We start from the raw sequence: 15,189 nt of genomic DNA, 5'->3' as shown, positions 1-15,189 counted from the left end.
TAGATCAATTAGCAGCCACACTGGGCGCTCAGTGCCGTCAGGATTGTAGTCATAGATCAGTGTTGTCCTTATATAAATTTCCTCCCCGTCTGTTTGCTCAATTGTGCCATGATGCGCTTGGTCTCGTCGGTACAATTTTGCAAAGAGAAGGGAGTAGAGACAGGCACATATTTATCTCTTCTGCGACGTTCTTCCCAAAGTGTTTTCTGACGGATATCATCAACTCGTTTGACGGCCATTGCTCTCGTGACATTGAATTCATCCATGATGCTATGAACGGTACTGCTTTGCCCAAAATTGATCATATGAAAGGGCACAGCTGCATACATGGCAAACAGTCTGGCATCCCACTCCTGATATTCTCTGAGCGATTGAGGTATATTAGTCTGATCACCGTCGTGTCGAAGGATATGACCGAGCTCATGAAGAAACTGTTCATGCTGATCGGGTACATCCAGGCGCTTATCAATGACTATGAAAGATTCATGATTAATGATCTTTGAACCGGATATGCCGAAGTGACCACCGAACTCAATACCAAAAGCTTTACAAATTTTGTCCGCTTGAAGATCGGAAGAGTAGAATATACCAGCTTGAATAAAGGTGTCTGAAACCCATTTTTCAACAAGCGGGGGATTGTAGGGGCGATTCATCAGATCATCTCCAATACATGGGAATATATGTTCGATTATAATGGCAAAAGAAAAGCCCGTAAAGGGCAATTGGAAATTTCAATAAATAGTTACTCAGAATCTTCATCAATATTATTTAACTCAATATCTTCAACAGCTAAATCAATCGGTTCACCCTTGAAATTAAAGTTAAGGAATCCACTAACGTACACAATTTTTGAAACGATATCCATCAGCTTATCCCCAGACACATTATCGGGGAATTTTAACTTTATATCATCAATTTCTGTGTTGTTAAAGCTTAATGGCCGTGCAGTGACTGTTTTATTATCTAGGTCTATTTCTCTGATTGCGGCTTTTCCTTCGATAAAGTCTGTAGTCTGAACTAAACTTTTTGCTCTTTCGGATAGTAACTTTCGCGTCCCCCTATCGGCAATAATGGCGGATTTACCAAAAAAAGGACTTTCGAAGGAAATTTCGTCCATATCAGATCGATTGCTTGGGGCAAGTTCTCTGACGTAATAAAGCAGTTTAATTACGTCTTTTTCATCAAAATTTCGTTTTAAATCATCCATTTCTGTATTATCATTAGATGCCGCTAAAGCTTTGGTTAATAATTTAAACGAATCCAGTGCTATATTAGATGCTTCATCAATTTTTTTCAGTTGGTCAAAGCCATTTTGCTCTTTATCATCAAAAAAAGACATTTGCTTGTCAATGATTGTTTGTAAATCTAAAGAAGGTTTAAGTCCAAGTTTTAAACTTCCTTTACTTGTTTTAACCAGATCAAACGAAGGTAAAAGGTCATTAACATTTATTAATTTGTTTTTTAATTTTTTCTCTAATAAACCGACAGCATGAGCATTGGCTATGTTTAATCTATTTAGAAAATTGCCGATCTGACCAATTGGCCCTTTGCCCCTATTAAAACCTTTGCCTTTAATTCTAATCCATATATCAACGTTCTCATTAGCATATTCATTTACAGAACCTGTCTGTTTAGTAATTAATTCTTGAAGACGGTTGTTTAAATCTGAAACTAATTTCTCAGCAGAAGGGGCGTACAAAGCCGATAAACTTGGTTCTGACTTTAATTCTTCTTGCAATTGCTTTAGCTGTTTTTTAGCTATGCCCAATTGGTCAATGGTTGTCATAATTTCATCAGAATAATTAATTAGGTTTTCAGGCATTATTATGCGCTCCCTTCTGCTGTTTAAATGTAATCTTTATTATACCCTTTTTATTGGGCTTTTTTACCCAACTTGGGTCTCGTTTTGGATCAAGATCTCTTACTTGTTGAAAAAATGTCGCCCATGAATTAAATGATTCTTCCGTTGGAGCGAGCAGTAAATGTACACCGAGTAAATCCCTGATAGCCATCTGGTTGTTTTTATTCAAAAGAATATTAATACCATTTTTATTATGTTGGTCAGTCGTTTGCATGGCACTTCGAGATGTTTCGAAAGGGATATATGCCACAAAGTCAACATCACCCGGTGCATCACGTTTAGTCACAAAGCTTCCGTCAAGCAAAATAGCATCAGGTTTTAGTTTTAATTCAATGAGTCGATCCATAAGACGTAAAAACTGTTTCCACTTTTCTTTTCTAACTTCATTATATGCGAATCTTTGTTCAACTTCCTCTAGCTTGCATTCATAAATACCACTCGGTAGAAAATAATCGTCAATAAAGTCTGGAATTGAACTAGCTTGACTACTCATTACAATCACCTCATATTGGCTTTAGCATTTTTCAAAATAGTATGAAGCATATACACCGATTAATTGTTAATGGTTGATTAATTTCTCTCCTTGACCGATACCCAGCTTTTATCGTATCTACTTCACTAAACCAATACTGCTTGTGTGATATGTACGCCCCGGAGGGCTTTGAATCATTTATTGCACATGCAAAATCTTTGTAATTGATTTTCCACCAGCAGTAATATCAACATTGTAGTTACCTGGAGCGGTTCGTGTCCCAACTTTCCATGTCCATGTAATATTTCCATTGCTGTCTGCAGTTTGTGGAACAAGACCTTTGGCCTTGCTTGGACCCGAATTGTATAGAACCTCAATCGTTCCTTCAGAGCCCGGGGCCGTCTTGATGGTTACTGAAGCCTCGTCGCCCGGTGAAACGTCTAAGCCATCACTTGTAACTGCAAGCGATGGGGCAGGATTCGATGCAGCTGGCTTAGGAGCTGCTTGCTTTACTGCAGGTTTAGCGGTGGATGTGCTCGCTGAAGGCTTTGGGCTTGTCACTGAATGTGACGAACTTTCTGTCTTGCTTGCTTTCGATTTCGCCGTTACCGTAGTTGTCGCTGCTGGTTTAGTAGCCGTACTTGATGAAGCGGTGCTGCTTGTTGCACTACTATTGGTTATGTCGTTTGATACAGTACCAGACGAAGAATCTGCTTGTATGGTACTTGACGATGAGTCCGTCGTGGCAGCTGTTTGGGTGTCCGTGCTGCTCGATGATGGCTGATTGGCAGGTGAAGCAGAAGTTATTCCAAGCGCGATAAAGAAGATAATCGAAAGAATAGCATAGCCCATGAAGGCCCTTGGCTTTGTTTTCTTTTTTGTCCAGAAAGCCAATTTAGGATTGAACAGGGAAACGATGGCTAAAATAGCTGAAAGAACTAGCAATGAACCGAAGACCGCACTAAAATGTCCAGTAAATAAATTTACAATGGAAGCTATGGCTAAAATGATAAGAATAAAACTTAAGCACCCAAATCCGCGCCCATGGCCATTGCTTGTTCTCGTTGGTCCTTGTCCTTCGCCTTGTGGAATAGAGCTTCTCCTTTCCGGGTTTTTAACATCGACATAGGACAGACCGGTACCTGGAATACCAACGCTCTTTGTACGCGTACCCTTGGAATTAATGGTATAGTGAGCACCTTTTGTACCAAAAGTCATGCCGACACTTTTCTTATTCAAATTAAGCTTAACGCCAGGAGCAATTTTGAAACTCTTTCGGAATCTCAGTCCCATTTTTTTCATCCCCTATGTATGCCCCCAATGAGGGGCTTGTCCGATCAGTGGACATATAATTTAACTGCTTTTGTATATCCACCAAGAGAAACATAGAAAGTATAAGTCTTTTTCGTCGTATTACCTCCAACAAGCCATGTCCAGGTAACATATCCTTTACTATTTGAAATTTTATTGTTCAATCCACGAGCTTTACTAGGACCAGACTTGTAAACCACCCTGATGGTGCCAAGTGCATGAGGCTTTCCTTTAATGGTAATTGAAGCAGGATTACCACGGTGAACATTTAAATGAGAGCTAACAATTTGAATTGGATAAGATTTCGCATAAGCGACATTCTGAGGAGCTGTGGCGATCCCTTGAGGTGTGAAGGTAACGCTAGACAAAATGCCCAGTGATAGAGCGAGTACGGTAAAGATCCTTAGAATCTTTTTCATAATGACTTCCCCCATAAAATTTTTATATCTAGCCCTGTGGGCAAAACACCAAATGAGTAGGAGAAGGGAGGATGCTCATCCAAGATAGTGGGATTCTTTCTTCTCTCCGGTTATGAAGCTATTTATCTATTATTAAAGAACTATAGATTTGTCAAAAAAATTTATAGTCCTAGTAACTGTTTTTTCTTGGCATCAAATTCTTCATCAGTCAAAATTCCTTGGTCATGAAGCTCAGCAAATTTTCTAATCTGGTCAGCAACATCGATGGTTGTAGAGTCACTGTTTTTATTGGCGATCAGCTGTTCAACGTATCGCTTCAAATCAATAGCCTGGTCTAATTCCTTCTTCGCAAAGATAACCGAGTTTTCATCTCGGACGGCATTCATAATTCCTTGATTTTCAAGTCCGCCCAGAACTCCGAATTGGACATATCCACTGGTCATAGTCCCGGGATTTTTCAACTGAACACTGGTGATGCTCGAAATGGGAATTGATTTCTCTCCACTCAGCCCAACCGTTAGCGCAGCATTAGCTCCCTTACGGAAAATGTGGACGAAGTTGTCATCAATAGCAACTGTCGTTTTTTGAAGCTTTGGGAAAGAAAAAACTTTTCGATATATTGATGGATCGAACACGTCCTGCCTCTTTCTGAACATACAACTTCCTCCTTATAAGGATACTGCCATTATGTAACCCAACAAATATAAAAAAGACCACACCAATACATATTTAATTTTGTTTATATCTAAGGTGTAGGTTATCGTAAGTAATAATTAATATATTTATTTAAAATCAATCTGACCGAAATTATCATGAACATCCATGTCTTAAATATGTTGATGTGATTGGATTTTTCATTTAATTCTTTTTAGATCCCTGATATCCGATTCCTGCTCAAGAGACCGCATAGCGAGCATCTCTAATATTTTGTCCTGTTTTTGTTGACCGGAGATTAGAGCTGCTTGCGACTCTCGAAGCAATGTAATCTGTTCAGAGTTTTTAACTATTTGTTCTGTGATTGTATTTAGCTTTTTGTCGATCTGTTCAAAGTGATCTTCAAATTGTTTTTGATTGTTATCAAGCTTTTTAGTACGTTCATCAATCGTATTTAACTTATCTAAAATTTGTTTCAAAAGGCTTTCGTCCATGATATATTCACTCCCTTGAAACATTTTTATTTATCTTGATTGTCTCTTTTCTTTTTCCGCTCTTGCATGTACTGAAAATAATTCTCTAATTCGTCTAGATCCTCCTGTGATGCATGATCCAGGTCGTAAAAGAAGCGGCCTTCGGGTTTCTTCTCAGGATTCTTATTATTGGTACGTTCAATTATATAATCGACTGAAACATCATAAAAATCAGCAATTTTTCTCAGTGTTTCAAGATCAGGTTGTGTTTGATTCAGCTCATAGCGAGCGTAGGTAGAGCGATTTAATTGAAGCCTATCTGCGAGTTCTTGTTGAGAGAGATTTTTTGATTCTCTAAGCCTTTTGAGCCTTTTCCCGTAATCCAATTTTATCCCTCCGTCCAGTATGAATTTATTATAAGTGAATAATTTGCACATTAAAATATTTGTGCAAAATATTAACAAAGAGTATTGACTGTGCAAAAAATGCACTGTATAATTATTTGTGTAAAAGATGCACAAGGAGGTGTGTACTTTGAAAGACAATTTTCTTAAGGCTAGGCGCGATGCGCTTGAACTATCTCAGCAGGACGTAGCAAACGGTGCGAAAATAGATCGTTCGTATTACACAAAAATCGAAAATGGTCTTAGACCAAGCGTCGATGTTGCACAAAGGATAGCAAAATTCATGAACTTTGATTGGACACTTTTTTTTGATCAAAACAGTGTAAAAATTGCACAAAATAATAAAGAACAGGAAGTGATCTAATGGTCAAGGTTCGAGACTTCACAGTCAACATAAAAATAAGCCCCGAACTAGAAGAACAGATCCGCGAAATTGTTCGGGACGAGATAACAAATATCTTTTCTAATCTTGAGAAATCATTTCAAACCTCTGTCTCTCTTGGGTACGGAGAGAGAGGACACAGTGAATTTACATGTGTGACGTCAACCAATCCCAAGTTTCCTGAGGGAGCCAGCCATGATAACCAGAAATAAGTCTCGTAATAAACAGAAAATCGTTTTGGTCAAGAATTTTCAATAGTTCTTTCTGGATGTCTTCGGTTCCGTATTGGCTCGTAGAAACAAACCAGTTTGATTTCATGAAATGATTCCAGTCTCCAAGGCTCTGAATCTTTTTAAATAAGTCATCATAATCCTGAACTGGCTTATTTAAATCGTAAGTAATCAAATAAACACTCATATTCTCACCTCCTCTCAATGGATTTTGTCGCCAGACATTTCCATTTTAACAGAGGTAGGAGAAAGGAGGCGGATCAAATTTCATAGTTCAATAGTATTTCCAAAACACTTTTAAAAATGGTACAAGGAGGCATCAAAGCAATGTCGACTGGTAAAGAACTTAGGAGATTGAGAGGAAAGAAGTCACAGCAACAAATGGCTTTCGAACTCGGCGGGATCTCAAGAGAGGGCGTTTCCCATTATGAAAACGAGCGGAACAAGATTCCTCCGGACATCTCCAGCCGGGCAATGGAACGGTTTGATGATCCGGACTATGCCCGGGCGGTTGCCAGTGAGTACACCGCGGGGGCATGGGCACCGGCACTCAATGGACCGGCTTTAATCCGGCAGTGTTCAGCCATCCAATCCCGGGCGCTGAAGGAAACGGAGGAAGCGTACGAAGCCATGCAGAAGGCCGTGCTTGATGTGAATCCTCAGTTTCTCGGAAACTTCGAAAGGGACGATATCAAGCGGTCGCTGGATGAGGCAACGGAAGCTGTTGCCTGGCTGAATGAGTATATGGCGACCGTGTGCCGCACTTATAAATTTTCATGGTTGAAGCTATGGGCCGGATGCCAGGTTCGACTGATCCAACGTGGTTTTCTTCGCATGGTGAGTAAAAAAGTCTGAGGAGGCGTGAATTGATGGAAAAAGGAAGTGATACTCCCGTTGTTCAGGTTTTGGTGAATGACGCTTTTCTACAAAAAGAAGTTGAAAAAATGGTCAACCAACGTCTGGATGATCTCGGAATCGGAACCTGGTGGAACATGAGGCGCTTGATGTATGAAACAGGGAAGAGCAGGGGCTGGATTCAAGAAAACATTTTGTCTGATCCTAATATCCGTTCATTTTCTCGTAAAATCGGCGGTCAGTGGGTGTTCAAACCGGGCGCAATGAAGCAATATCTGATGAACTGGTTTGAGGAGGCGGAAGAGGTATGAGAGTGCTTTATTTGCAAGAATCTGTACCCGTCGATCGTGAGCAACAGCTTCTGAAAGAAGCCAAGAATGAATGTTTGGAGCAGATTGACAACGGTAAGGCTGAACCAACGGAAATGTTGATTCTTGAAGGAGGTAGAATAGATGACCACGCAAAATGAGATTTTGAGTGTTTCGGATATGATCCTGGATTTATCTTATCGAATGGATCCCGAACGGTTCAATCAATTTAATCGGGAACTTGATCGACTAAACCAAGAGAATGGAGATGGAAGACCATGGACGAAATTAGAACAAGAATTGACGAACTGAAACACATTCAGGCGGTGTCGAAGCGAAACGGATTAATCGTAGCAGAACGGTGGGCGCATGCGGAGATCGCCGAAATGAAAGTGGCTCTGAAAAAAATGAAAAGAGCCTCCTGGGCAAAGGAAGCTCTTTGAAACTCACTCACTTAACGGTATTTTACCATAGCCGAAACGGGGCGCGCAACCCCGTCCGTCAGGAATGGCCGCCTGGCGCTGAGAATGGCAGGCCTTTTAACTCATAGTCGCACGTGCGAATAGGGGCTCGCACGTTGCGATGGGACAGCAACCAAATGATCCTCCCTCAACTGATCAGAAATGTTCTTACATTGCTGTCCCATCGGAGCGTACAGCTCAAGAAAGGAAGTGGTAACAATCGACAGGAAATCAATGGTGGACAAACTTAACGCGCTGCAGCATCAGCTCAGAGCGGAGACCAATCCGATTGAGCGTGAGCGGTTGCGGCTGAGTATCGAGGCACTGACAAAAGCAGTCAGAAAGAGCGTGTACGAGCACAATCTGCTCATGGACAAGTACATGGAAAGGAGGAATAACCATGAACTCAATCGAGGTGCCATTCAGTAATGATCTGATGGTTCAACAAGCTATGCTATCTGCCGGTGGAGCAATTCATTGTCCTGATGGCATTCGTAACAAACCAGTATTTAGGTTCAAAACGTTTGAGAGCTATCAAGAGTTCACAAGGCTTCGTAAGCAATTAGAAAAGAGCGCCGTGGAAGGACGCCCTTGATTGGAACATCTTGTTAATGTTTTCCCTCTTATTTTAACAGGGGGAGCGGAAGAAAATCAAATGGAGGTGTAACCGTGAAAGATATTAAGTTGGACGAGCTTGAACTCATTAACTTCAAAGGTGTCAGGAATCTATTTATCACTGCAAATGGGCACGATATCAATATCTTCGGTGAGAATGCTTCCGGGAAAACAACGATTGCTGACGGGTATAATTGGCTGCTGTTTGGTAAAGACAGTCGGGATCGCACAGATTTTTCGATCAAAACACTGTTAAAAAGTGGTGAGCCAGTTCATCACCGGGATCACTCGGTAAGAGGAGCATTTACTATTAACGGCAACCTATTATCACTGAAGCGAGTTTTTCATGAAGTGTGGGTCAAAAAATCCAACTCACCGAAAGAGACATTTTCAGGTCACGAGACAAAATATTATATCAATGGTGTTCCAAGTCGTAAGCGAGAATACGATATGCAGGTGATAAGCCTGGTCAATGGAGATGAAAAGCTGTTCAAACTGTTGTCTTCGCCGACTTATTTCAACGAAGTGCTTCTATGGAAGGATCGGCGGACAACGCTTCTAAATATCTGCGGAAACGTATCAGATAGTGATGTGATCGCAGCTAACAAGGAGCTGGCAGAGCTGCCTGAAATAATTGGGGATCATGCTATTGATGATTTCAGAAAGATTGTCGCCGAGCAAAAGAAAAGAATCAATTCTGATTTGAAGGACATCCCGACCCGGATTGATGAAGCGACAATGGCCAAGCCGGATCTCAATGATCAGAGTGAAATGGACCTACAGAAATCTGCAGAAAATCTGCAAAAACAGATCAACAAGATCGATGACAAAATCGCACAGATTCGCTCAGGCGGTGAAGTCAATGAACTGAAAAATAAAATTCTGATGATCCAGGGAAAGCAACAGGACCTACGGAACGGATACCAGGCAGACTTGCATAAAAAAATTGATATAAAGCGCGTCGAATATTACGACCGCAAATCTAGTCTTGATAAGGATATTCGGCGTTCGATAGATCTGAATGATCGGTTTGAATCGAACAAGAAGCAGATTTTTAAATTAAAAGAGCAAGCTGAGGACCTCCGACACGAGTGGGCTGGGGTCAATGCTGAACTGTTTCAATTCACTGGTGAAACGGTTTGCCCTACATGCGGTCGGGACCTTCAAACGGATAAGGTCGAAGATGCACGGAAACACGCTGAAGAACATTTCAATCTGGAGAAATCAAAACGGTTGGAGGCTATCAGCGGGAAAGGAAAAAGTGTAATGACCCATGTCGGAGAACTTGAATCCGAAAATGATCGGATCAGTAAGGAATTGACCAATTTGGATGCGGAAATTAGCAAACAGCAAAAGCTGACCAATGCAGTCAAAAACGAAATGGACGAACTGAATGCCGGAACGTCTTCCATTATGGACGATTCGGAATACAAAGCGATGGACAAACAGATTGCTGATATCAAAACAAACATACGGAAACTTCAAGAATCAACTGATGATGCTGTTATATCCGAGAACGAAAAAAAGAACGAACTTCGGGCAAAGTTTTCTGAAATCCAGATTGGAATAAGCCGGTTTGATCAGGTACGCAAGCTGGATCGTCGCATCGCTGAGCTTGATGCAGAGGAAAAAGAACTAACTGCGAAGTTCGAGCGATCTGAATATATTCAGCATTTACTGGACGTCTTTGTTGAGACAAAAGTTAATTTGCTTGAGTCAAAGATTAATGGAAGGTTCAAATTGGCACGATTCAAACTGTTTGATCGTCAGGTGAACGGTGGGCTGGTTGAGTGCTGTGAAATGACTTTCAATGGTGTGCCTTTCAGTGACCTGAACAATGCGGCCCGGATCAATGTCGGGCTGGATGTCATCAGCACACTGTCCGAATTCTACGGAATCCAGGTACCGATTTTTGTAGACAACCGGGAATCTGTTACTGAACTGTCCGACACTGATGCGCAGCTGATCAGCCTGATCGTATCGGCTGCGGACAAGACGCTACGTATTGAGAAAAAAGAACCTATTGAGGAGGCAATTTAAATGCCATTTTCAACCGCTTTAACAAAGGTAAACGACACATTCGCACCGATGATCGAAGACCAATTGACAAGTAACGGCATCAAAATGGATACCTATTCAAAACAGTGTGTGCTGTCAGCCATTTCGGCCATCAATGGCGTCTTGGACACCAAGATGATCAGCTGGAATGATGAACAACTGGACAAGAGCAATATCACTGACACACTACTGAAAGTAGCTGCCTTGAAACTGAACGCAACAGCAAGCCCGAGAGAGGTTTATTTTCAGCTGAGAAACGTCGCTTTTTCAGCACAAGGCAGTAAGGAAAAGATTTGGAAAAAGCAGATTGAAATGGGCATCGAAGGTGATGGCAATGATTCCATTCTTGCTCGCTTCGGGCGTGACGTGAAAGCTGTCAAGCAGTTCTGGCTTATCCGAGAGAATGATAAGTTTGAATTTCCATCATACAACGGTCTGGAAATGACCTCTCCAAAATGGACACCTTCTGGATCCGGTAAATGCATCCGGGTGGTGTATCCGATCATCAAAACAGATAACACGGTTGAGTACTATATCTCCGAACGTGCCGATGTGGCTAGAAACTTAATCGCGCACGTCAACAATAACCTCATGAATGAGACCTTCGGCATTGCCGAAAATCGTTTTAAAGCAAATGCCGATCAGAAGGCTAAAATCAATGCAAAGAAAAAAGAGATCCTGGACAAGGTTAAAAAGCTCGGTCTTGATGCTCTCGATGATCCTGATCTGGGCGAGTACATCAGCCCAGCTTGGAAGGATCCACAAAGTCAGGAAACGATGATCATTCGTAAGATGCGGAACAACATTGTCAAAAAGATTCCAAAGGATTTCGGTAATGCGGTGATCCAGATGAGCTACGAGGAATCGGCTGATGGTGAGGCAACTCGCGTCCGCAAGGAAATCGCCGAGAATGCGAATCGTGAAACAATCGATGTGGAAGTGAAGGAACCTGAAAGTAAGCCGGATATAGAACAGCCGGTACACCACGATAATGGTGAGCCGATTCAGAAAAAAGAATCGGCCCATGAGCAACCAAAAGCGGAAAAGTTAAAATCCGAGGTTGAAGATGATCCTGTAGATGATTTTGAAAAAGCTGCAGCTGCAGGTGGACCTGGATTCTGATGATCGACATTGAGCCACTGGCGTCCGGGTCATCAGGCAATGCCTACAAGATTACAGACGGACATACACTTCTCCTTCTGGAGGCAGGAATCAGTTACAAAGAGATTCAACTTGGGTTTCATTTTCATATGTCACAGGTTGCCGGGTGCCTGGTCACACACGAGCACGGCGATCATTCGAAGGCGATAAAAGACGTAATCAGAAAAGGAGCGATCAATGTTTATGCAAGCCAAGGCACGTTTACCAAACTCGGCATTGCCGGGCATCATGTAAAACCTGTGCGGTCACGTGAGCAGTTTCAGCTCGGAACATGGACAATCCTTCCGTTCGACGTCGAACATGACGTGAGCGAGCCGCTTGGCTATCTACTTGCTGATCAGGATGGGGACAAACTGCTATTCGCAACGGACACGTACTACATCAAATACAGGTTTCCGAGATTGACGCACATTATGATTGAGTGCAATTATGCGCTCGATATCCTGGACCAGAACATTCTGGATGGACGAATACCGCAAGTGATGCGTAAGCGACTGCTCCGATCCCATTTTTCTCTGTCAAATGTAAAAGATTTTTTGAAAGCCAATGACTTGTCACAAGTCAGAGAGATTTGGCTCTTACATTTAAGCAATAACAATTCAGACGCTGCGCGTTTTAGACGAGAGATCGCGGAGCTGACTGGTAAGCCGGTATATATCGCTTAAGAATCTAGATGCAAGGAGGTGTTGGCCAGATGAACTACTTTGAGATCGTTCGATCCTACAATGAATTTCTGATTGCCAAGCAAGTTGGGGCAAAGGCAAACAGTTTGTTCTATGCCTTGATCGGCAAGTCGAACATATTGCGTTTCCCCACAAAACTTACAATCTATAATTCCGAGCTGCGGGATCTGAGTGGTTTATCAAAGGATGAACTGAACCCAGCCAGAAATAAGCTGATGCAAGTTCACGTTAATGACCAGTACCTTGTGAAATATAAAAGTCGCGGAACTAGAAAACCTGGAGATTACTGGATCAACTACGAGGGATTGACCAATTTTTTTCAAAATGAACCGTCATCAGATTGGTCGTGTATTCAGATTAAAGATAAACCTATTAATCCATCGAAGGAGGATTATTCGGATAATCCGCTTAATTCTGGCGCTAATCCTAACACTAATCACGGCTCTAATGATGGCGTAAATGGTCAAAGATTAGTCGGAAAATCCGACTCTCTCTTAACAGACCTTAACAAACAAAACATAACTAACAGAACAGCTGCTGTTTCCAAGTCAAACTTTTTTGACTCGTATATGCTCTGCTTTGGCAAGCAACCAACACCACTTCTCGCAGAAGAGATTACAGACTATATCGATAACGATGGACTATCTGAAGAGCTTGTTTGCTTGGCCTTTGAAAAGGCATCTAAGAACGGCAAGGGCTACCCTTATGCGAGATCAATCCTAAACAGCTGGGTCGATAAAGGCATCAGAACAGTTTACCAGGCGGAGGAAGAACAAAAGAAGTTCCAGCAGCGGAGGCTGCGACAAGCTGGCAGCAACGTCCACCAAGAAATACAACCGGAGTGGATGGACAATCCTCAGCCAGACAAGCCTCGTGAGGTCACGGAAGAGGACCGGCAGCGGGCGGCTGAATTGGATAAATATTTGAGTGGTATCTAGGGGGTGGTTTAAGGATGGCAATTCACGAGATTAAGATTCTTCCAGAATATTTCGCGGCAGTGGTTTCTGGAGATAAGACTTTTGAAATCCGAAAAAACGATCACGACTACAAATTAGGGGATACAGTAACGCTGAATGAATGGACTAAGGAGAAAGGGTACACCGGATACCGGACAAGCAAGACCATCGGATATATCACTGATTTTGAGCAGAAACCGGGATTTGTGGTTTTCAGTCTAAAGTGAGGGAGATGAATGTTATGGGTGAAGTCGCAGAAATGATTTTAGAAGGGCTTTTATGTGAACGATGTGGATGCCTGATCGACGGAGAAGAAGCGGGCTATCCGCGGTTGTGTGAGGATTGCCTGGGGGATGGGGATAAGAAATGAGTAAACCCTATGTTTTAAATAAAAAGGCTGCCATAGAAGTACTGACCTCATTAAATGGATTTGAAGGCTCAGAGGCCATCAATAGAGCCCTTGAAAAATCAAATAAATGGCCGAACCTAGAAGAAATAGAAGATTGGATTGAAGCACTAAAAACAGGAAGAGAGATTATTAATCCTATAACACCGAAAGAAGAATTTATTGACGCATTCAATAGTGACGTTGGAGAAGAAAAGTGGGATAGGGGATTTAATCAAGGTATGAAAACAGCGATTGAAATCATTTCCAAAGCATACCCGGATGTGGCTGATTGGCTGAAGGAGGGCGATACGGATGATTGAATTCACGATCTATGGTGAACCAATTGCTCAGGGGCGGCCACGATTTTCAACAGTCGGCGGATTTTCCCGGGCCGTGGATCCACCTGATAGTCGGGAGTATAAGAAATACGTGAAGCTGCTGGCTTCGCAGAATCGGCCGCATACACCGATTGATGGACCTGTATCTTTGAAACTGGTAATCTATCGTCCGCTACTTAAATCGATGAGCAAGAAAAAGAAAGCTGCAGCTGTTGCCGGCACGCTTCGGCCGATTAAGAAGCCAGACATTGACAATGTCGCGAAAGGAATAATGGACGCCATGACCGGGATTACCTGGCAGGATGACAAGCAAGTCGTGAGCCTGCATGTGTCAAAGTTCTATTCAGAACAGCCGCGGGTGGAAGTGAAAGTGATTCCGCTGGATGAGCAAATTGAGCAGTTAAACCTAATCTGAGGAGATGTTTAGCATGGCCTATATTGAATTTAAACCGCTTGTTAAGAAAGTGAATCTGAAACCGGACGGTGTCCAAGAAGTCGTTCTGGAAGTCAGGGGTGGCGGTCTTGCAGGTAAAATCGACACACTGGCCGATATGATCGACACTCACGTCAATGTGCAGTTGGAAGAGGAATTCGTTTCTTACTCTGTAGTCGTCAATAAAGAGACGCAGAAACCAATGACAGAGTACAAAGTCGATGATCAGGGAGTGGTTCATGAAGTGAAGCCCATCGAGCAAACGGAACTGGACCTTGGGCTTCCTCCGGAGCTCATTCCCACAGAGCAAAAGGAAGAGGTGCTGAAACGGGAAACGATCGATGCATTCATCGCCAGTGGGCTTGCACCAACTTTTGATGATATGAACTTGGATTTTTACAAGATTATGGGCATGCACCTGGATGGACTCTCTTACTTGAAGATCGCGTCCAAGCTGAATATATCAGATGGTCGGTTAATGGAGGACCTGGATGAATACCGGAAACGGGTTGCGCCACTGGCTGAGAAGTGGGGCGAGTGGAAAGAGAGCCAGAAAAAAGTGAAACTCGACCGAGAGAAAAACAATGGGAACGATGATGAGGGAACTGGGGTGGCTTAACACCCCTTTTCTTCTTTTTAGGAGGGATCCGGATGACGAAACGACGATGGATTCTGCGATTAGAACAAATGTATTGCCATGACCATAGCCAGTGGTTGGGTAAGTAGT

The 15,189-nt window shown here is 42.4% G+C and carries 25 protein-coding genes and 1 other RNA gene; 17 read left to right on the top strand and 9 right to left on the bottom strand.

What is annotated here, in order from left to right:
* Positions 1–68: 68 nt before the first annotated feature.
* The 8 genes from COP04_RS14095 to COP04_RS14060 form a co-directional block, all read right to left on the bottom strand.
* Positions 69–653 (bottom strand): ImmA/IrrE family metallo-endopeptidase, encoded by a 585-nt coding sequence (locus tag COP04_RS14095; RefSeq protein ID WP_100488599.1) that lies wholly within the window; start codon positions 651–653, stop codon positions 69–71.
* A gap of 89 nt (positions 654–742) precedes the next feature.
* Positions 743–1,822 carry a hypothetical protein gene (locus COP04_RS14090; RefSeq protein WP_100488598.1) on the bottom strand — a complete coding sequence of 360 codons (1,080 nt, stop codon included), beginning with the start codon at positions 1,820–1,822 and terminating at the stop codon, positions 743–745.
* Positions 1,815–2,354 (bottom strand): DUF6932 family protein, encoded by a 540-nt coding sequence (locus COP04_RS14085; protein ID WP_100488597.1) that lies wholly within the window; start codon positions 2,352–2,354, stop codon positions 1,815–1,817. Before COP04_RS14085 ends, COP04_RS14090 begins: the two co-directional genes overlap by 8 nt.
* 177 nt (positions 2,355–2,531) lie before the next feature.
* Complete coding sequence (locus COP04_RS14080; RefSeq protein WP_100488596.1) at positions 2,532–3,626, bottom strand: DUF4236 domain-containing protein; 1,095 nt, start codon at positions 3,624–3,626, stop codon at positions 2,532–2,534.
* A gap of 44 nt (positions 3,627–3,670) precedes the next feature.
* On the bottom strand, positions 3,671–4,063 hold the full coding sequence (locus COP04_RS14075) for a hypothetical protein (RefSeq protein ID WP_100488595.1): 393 nt from the start codon (positions 4,061–4,063) through the stop codon (positions 3,671–3,673).
* Between the two features lie 161 nt (positions 4,064–4,224).
* The gene (locus COP04_RS14070; RefSeq protein ID WP_100488594.1) at positions 4,225–4,719 is read right to left on the bottom strand and encodes an SHOCT domain-containing protein; all 495 of its coding nucleotides are present in this window, start codon (positions 4,717–4,719) and stop codon (positions 4,225–4,227) included.
* Positions 4,720–4,917: 198 nt separating this feature from the next.
* On the bottom strand, positions 4,918–5,211 hold the full coding sequence (locus COP04_RS14065; protein WP_100488593.1) for a hypothetical protein: 294 nt from the start codon (positions 5,209–5,211) through the stop codon (positions 4,918–4,920).
* Positions 5,212–5,237: 26 nt separating this feature from the next.
* Positions 5,238–5,576, bottom strand: a complete 339-nt coding sequence (locus COP04_RS14060) for a helix-turn-helix domain-containing protein (RefSeq protein ID WP_157800320.1) — start codon at positions 5,574–5,576, stop codon at positions 5,238–5,240.
* A gap of 148 nt (positions 5,577–5,724) precedes the next feature.
* On the opposite strand from COP04_RS14060, the gene COP04_RS14055 reads away from it, so the two are divergent.
* A complete protein-coding gene (locus COP04_RS14055) occupies positions 5,725–5,958 on the top strand; it encodes a helix-turn-helix domain-containing protein (RefSeq protein WP_239984878.1) in 234 nt (77 codons plus the stop codon).
* A 165-nt stretch (positions 5,959–6,123) separates the two neighbouring features.
* Here COP04_RS14055 and COP04_RS14050 read toward each other — a convergent pair whose 3' ends face one another.
* Positions 6,124–6,393: a hypothetical protein gene (locus COP04_RS14050; protein WP_100488590.1), complete on the bottom strand. Its 270-nt coding sequence runs from the start codon at positions 6,391–6,393 to the stop codon at positions 6,124–6,126.
* A 140-nt stretch (positions 6,394–6,533) separates the two neighbouring features.
* On the opposite strand from COP04_RS14050, the gene COP04_RS14045 reads away from it, so the two are divergent.
* From COP04_RS14045 to COP04_RS13985, 16 genes are all read left to right on the top strand, one after another.
* A complete protein-coding gene (locus COP04_RS14045; protein ID WP_100488589.1) occupies positions 6,534–7,061 on the top strand; it encodes a helix-turn-helix domain-containing protein in 528 nt (175 codons plus the stop codon).
* A gap of 14 nt (positions 7,062–7,075) precedes the next feature.
* Entirely contained in the window at positions 7,076–7,372 is a 297-nt protein-coding gene (locus COP04_RS14040) for a DUF771 domain-containing protein (RefSeq protein WP_100488588.1), read from the top strand.
* Positions 7,369–7,530 carry a hypothetical protein gene (locus COP04_RS19700; protein ID WP_157800319.1) on the top strand — a complete coding sequence of 54 codons (162 nt, stop codon included), beginning with the start codon at positions 7,369–7,371 and terminating at the stop codon, positions 7,528–7,530. Before COP04_RS14040 ends, COP04_RS19700 begins: the two co-directional genes overlap by 4 nt.
* A 117-nt stretch (positions 7,531–7,647) precedes the next feature.
* Positions 7,648–7,812, top strand: a complete 165-nt coding sequence (locus COP04_RS19695; protein WP_157800318.1) for a hypothetical protein — start codon at positions 7,648–7,650, stop codon at positions 7,810–7,812.
* 29 nt (positions 7,813–7,841) lie between these two features.
* An RNA gene (locus COP04_RS14035) (hammerhead ribozyme type II) lies at positions 7,842–7,909 on the top strand.
* Positions 7,910–8,067: 158 nt separating this feature from the next.
* A complete protein-coding gene (locus COP04_RS14030; RefSeq protein ID WP_162297109.1) occupies positions 8,068–8,259 on the top strand; it encodes a hypothetical protein in 192 nt (63 codons plus the stop codon).
* The gene (locus COP04_RS14025) at positions 8,231–8,425 is read left to right on the top strand and encodes a hypothetical protein (protein WP_100488586.1); all 195 of its coding nucleotides are present in this window, start codon (positions 8,231–8,233) and stop codon (positions 8,423–8,425) included. Before COP04_RS14030 ends, COP04_RS14025 begins: the two co-directional genes overlap by 29 nt.
* Before the next feature lie 74 nt (positions 8,426–8,499).
* A complete protein-coding gene (locus tag COP04_RS14020; RefSeq protein ID WP_100488585.1) occupies positions 8,500–10,485 on the top strand; it encodes an AAA family ATPase in 1,986 nt (661 codons plus the stop codon).
* Positions 10,486–11,625, top strand: a complete 1,140-nt coding sequence (locus COP04_RS14015; RefSeq protein WP_193437421.1) for a hypothetical protein — start codon at positions 10,486–10,488, stop codon at positions 11,623–11,625.
* Entirely contained in the window at positions 11,625–12,329 is a 705-nt protein-coding gene (locus COP04_RS14010; RefSeq protein ID WP_100488584.1) for an MBL fold metallo-hydrolase, read from the top strand. The genes COP04_RS14015 and COP04_RS14010 overlap by 1 nt, the downstream gene beginning before the upstream one ends.
* Positions 12,330–12,358: 29 nt before the next feature.
* Positions 12,359–13,285 carry a DnaD domain-containing protein gene (locus COP04_RS14005; protein WP_157800316.1) on the top strand — a complete coding sequence of 309 codons (927 nt, stop codon included), beginning with the start codon at positions 12,359–12,361 and terminating at the stop codon, positions 13,283–13,285.
* Between the two features lie 14 nt (positions 13,286–13,299).
* Positions 13,300–13,530, top strand: coding sequence for a DUF3850 domain-containing protein (locus COP04_RS14000; protein WP_100488582.1), 231 nt, complete (start codon positions 13,300–13,302; stop codon positions 13,528–13,530).
* A gap of 14 nt (positions 13,531–13,544) precedes the next feature.
* On the top strand, positions 13,545–13,673 hold the full coding sequence (locus COP04_RS20540) for a hypothetical protein (protein WP_275656865.1): 129 nt from the start codon (positions 13,545–13,547) through the stop codon (positions 13,671–13,673).
* On the top strand, positions 13,670–14,011 hold the full coding sequence (locus COP04_RS13995; protein WP_100488581.1) for a hypothetical protein: 342 nt from the start codon (positions 13,670–13,672) through the stop codon (positions 14,009–14,011). Before COP04_RS20540 ends, COP04_RS13995 begins: the two co-directional genes overlap by 4 nt.
* A complete protein-coding gene (locus COP04_RS13990) occupies positions 14,004–14,444 on the top strand; it encodes a RusA family crossover junction endodeoxyribonuclease (RefSeq protein WP_100488580.1) in 441 nt (146 codons plus the stop codon). Before COP04_RS13995 ends, COP04_RS13990 begins: the two co-directional genes overlap by 8 nt.
* A 13-nt stretch (positions 14,445–14,457) precedes the next feature.
* Positions 14,458–15,081 (top strand): 2-methylcitrate dehydratase, encoded by a 624-nt coding sequence (locus COP04_RS13985; RefSeq protein WP_100488579.1) that lies wholly within the window; start codon positions 14,458–14,460, stop codon positions 15,079–15,081.
* Positions 15,082–15,189: the final 108 nt, after the last annotated feature.

Origin of the sequence: Sporolactobacillus pectinivorans, from assembly GCF_002802965.1 — a bacterium.
Taxonomy (GTDB): domain Bacteria; phylum Bacillota; class Bacilli; order Bacillales; family Sporolactobacillaceae; genus Sporolactobacillus; species Sporolactobacillus pectinivorans.
The sequence above is the reverse complement of the archived record's forward strand: the minus strand, read 5'-3'. Positions and strand labels throughout refer to the sequence as shown.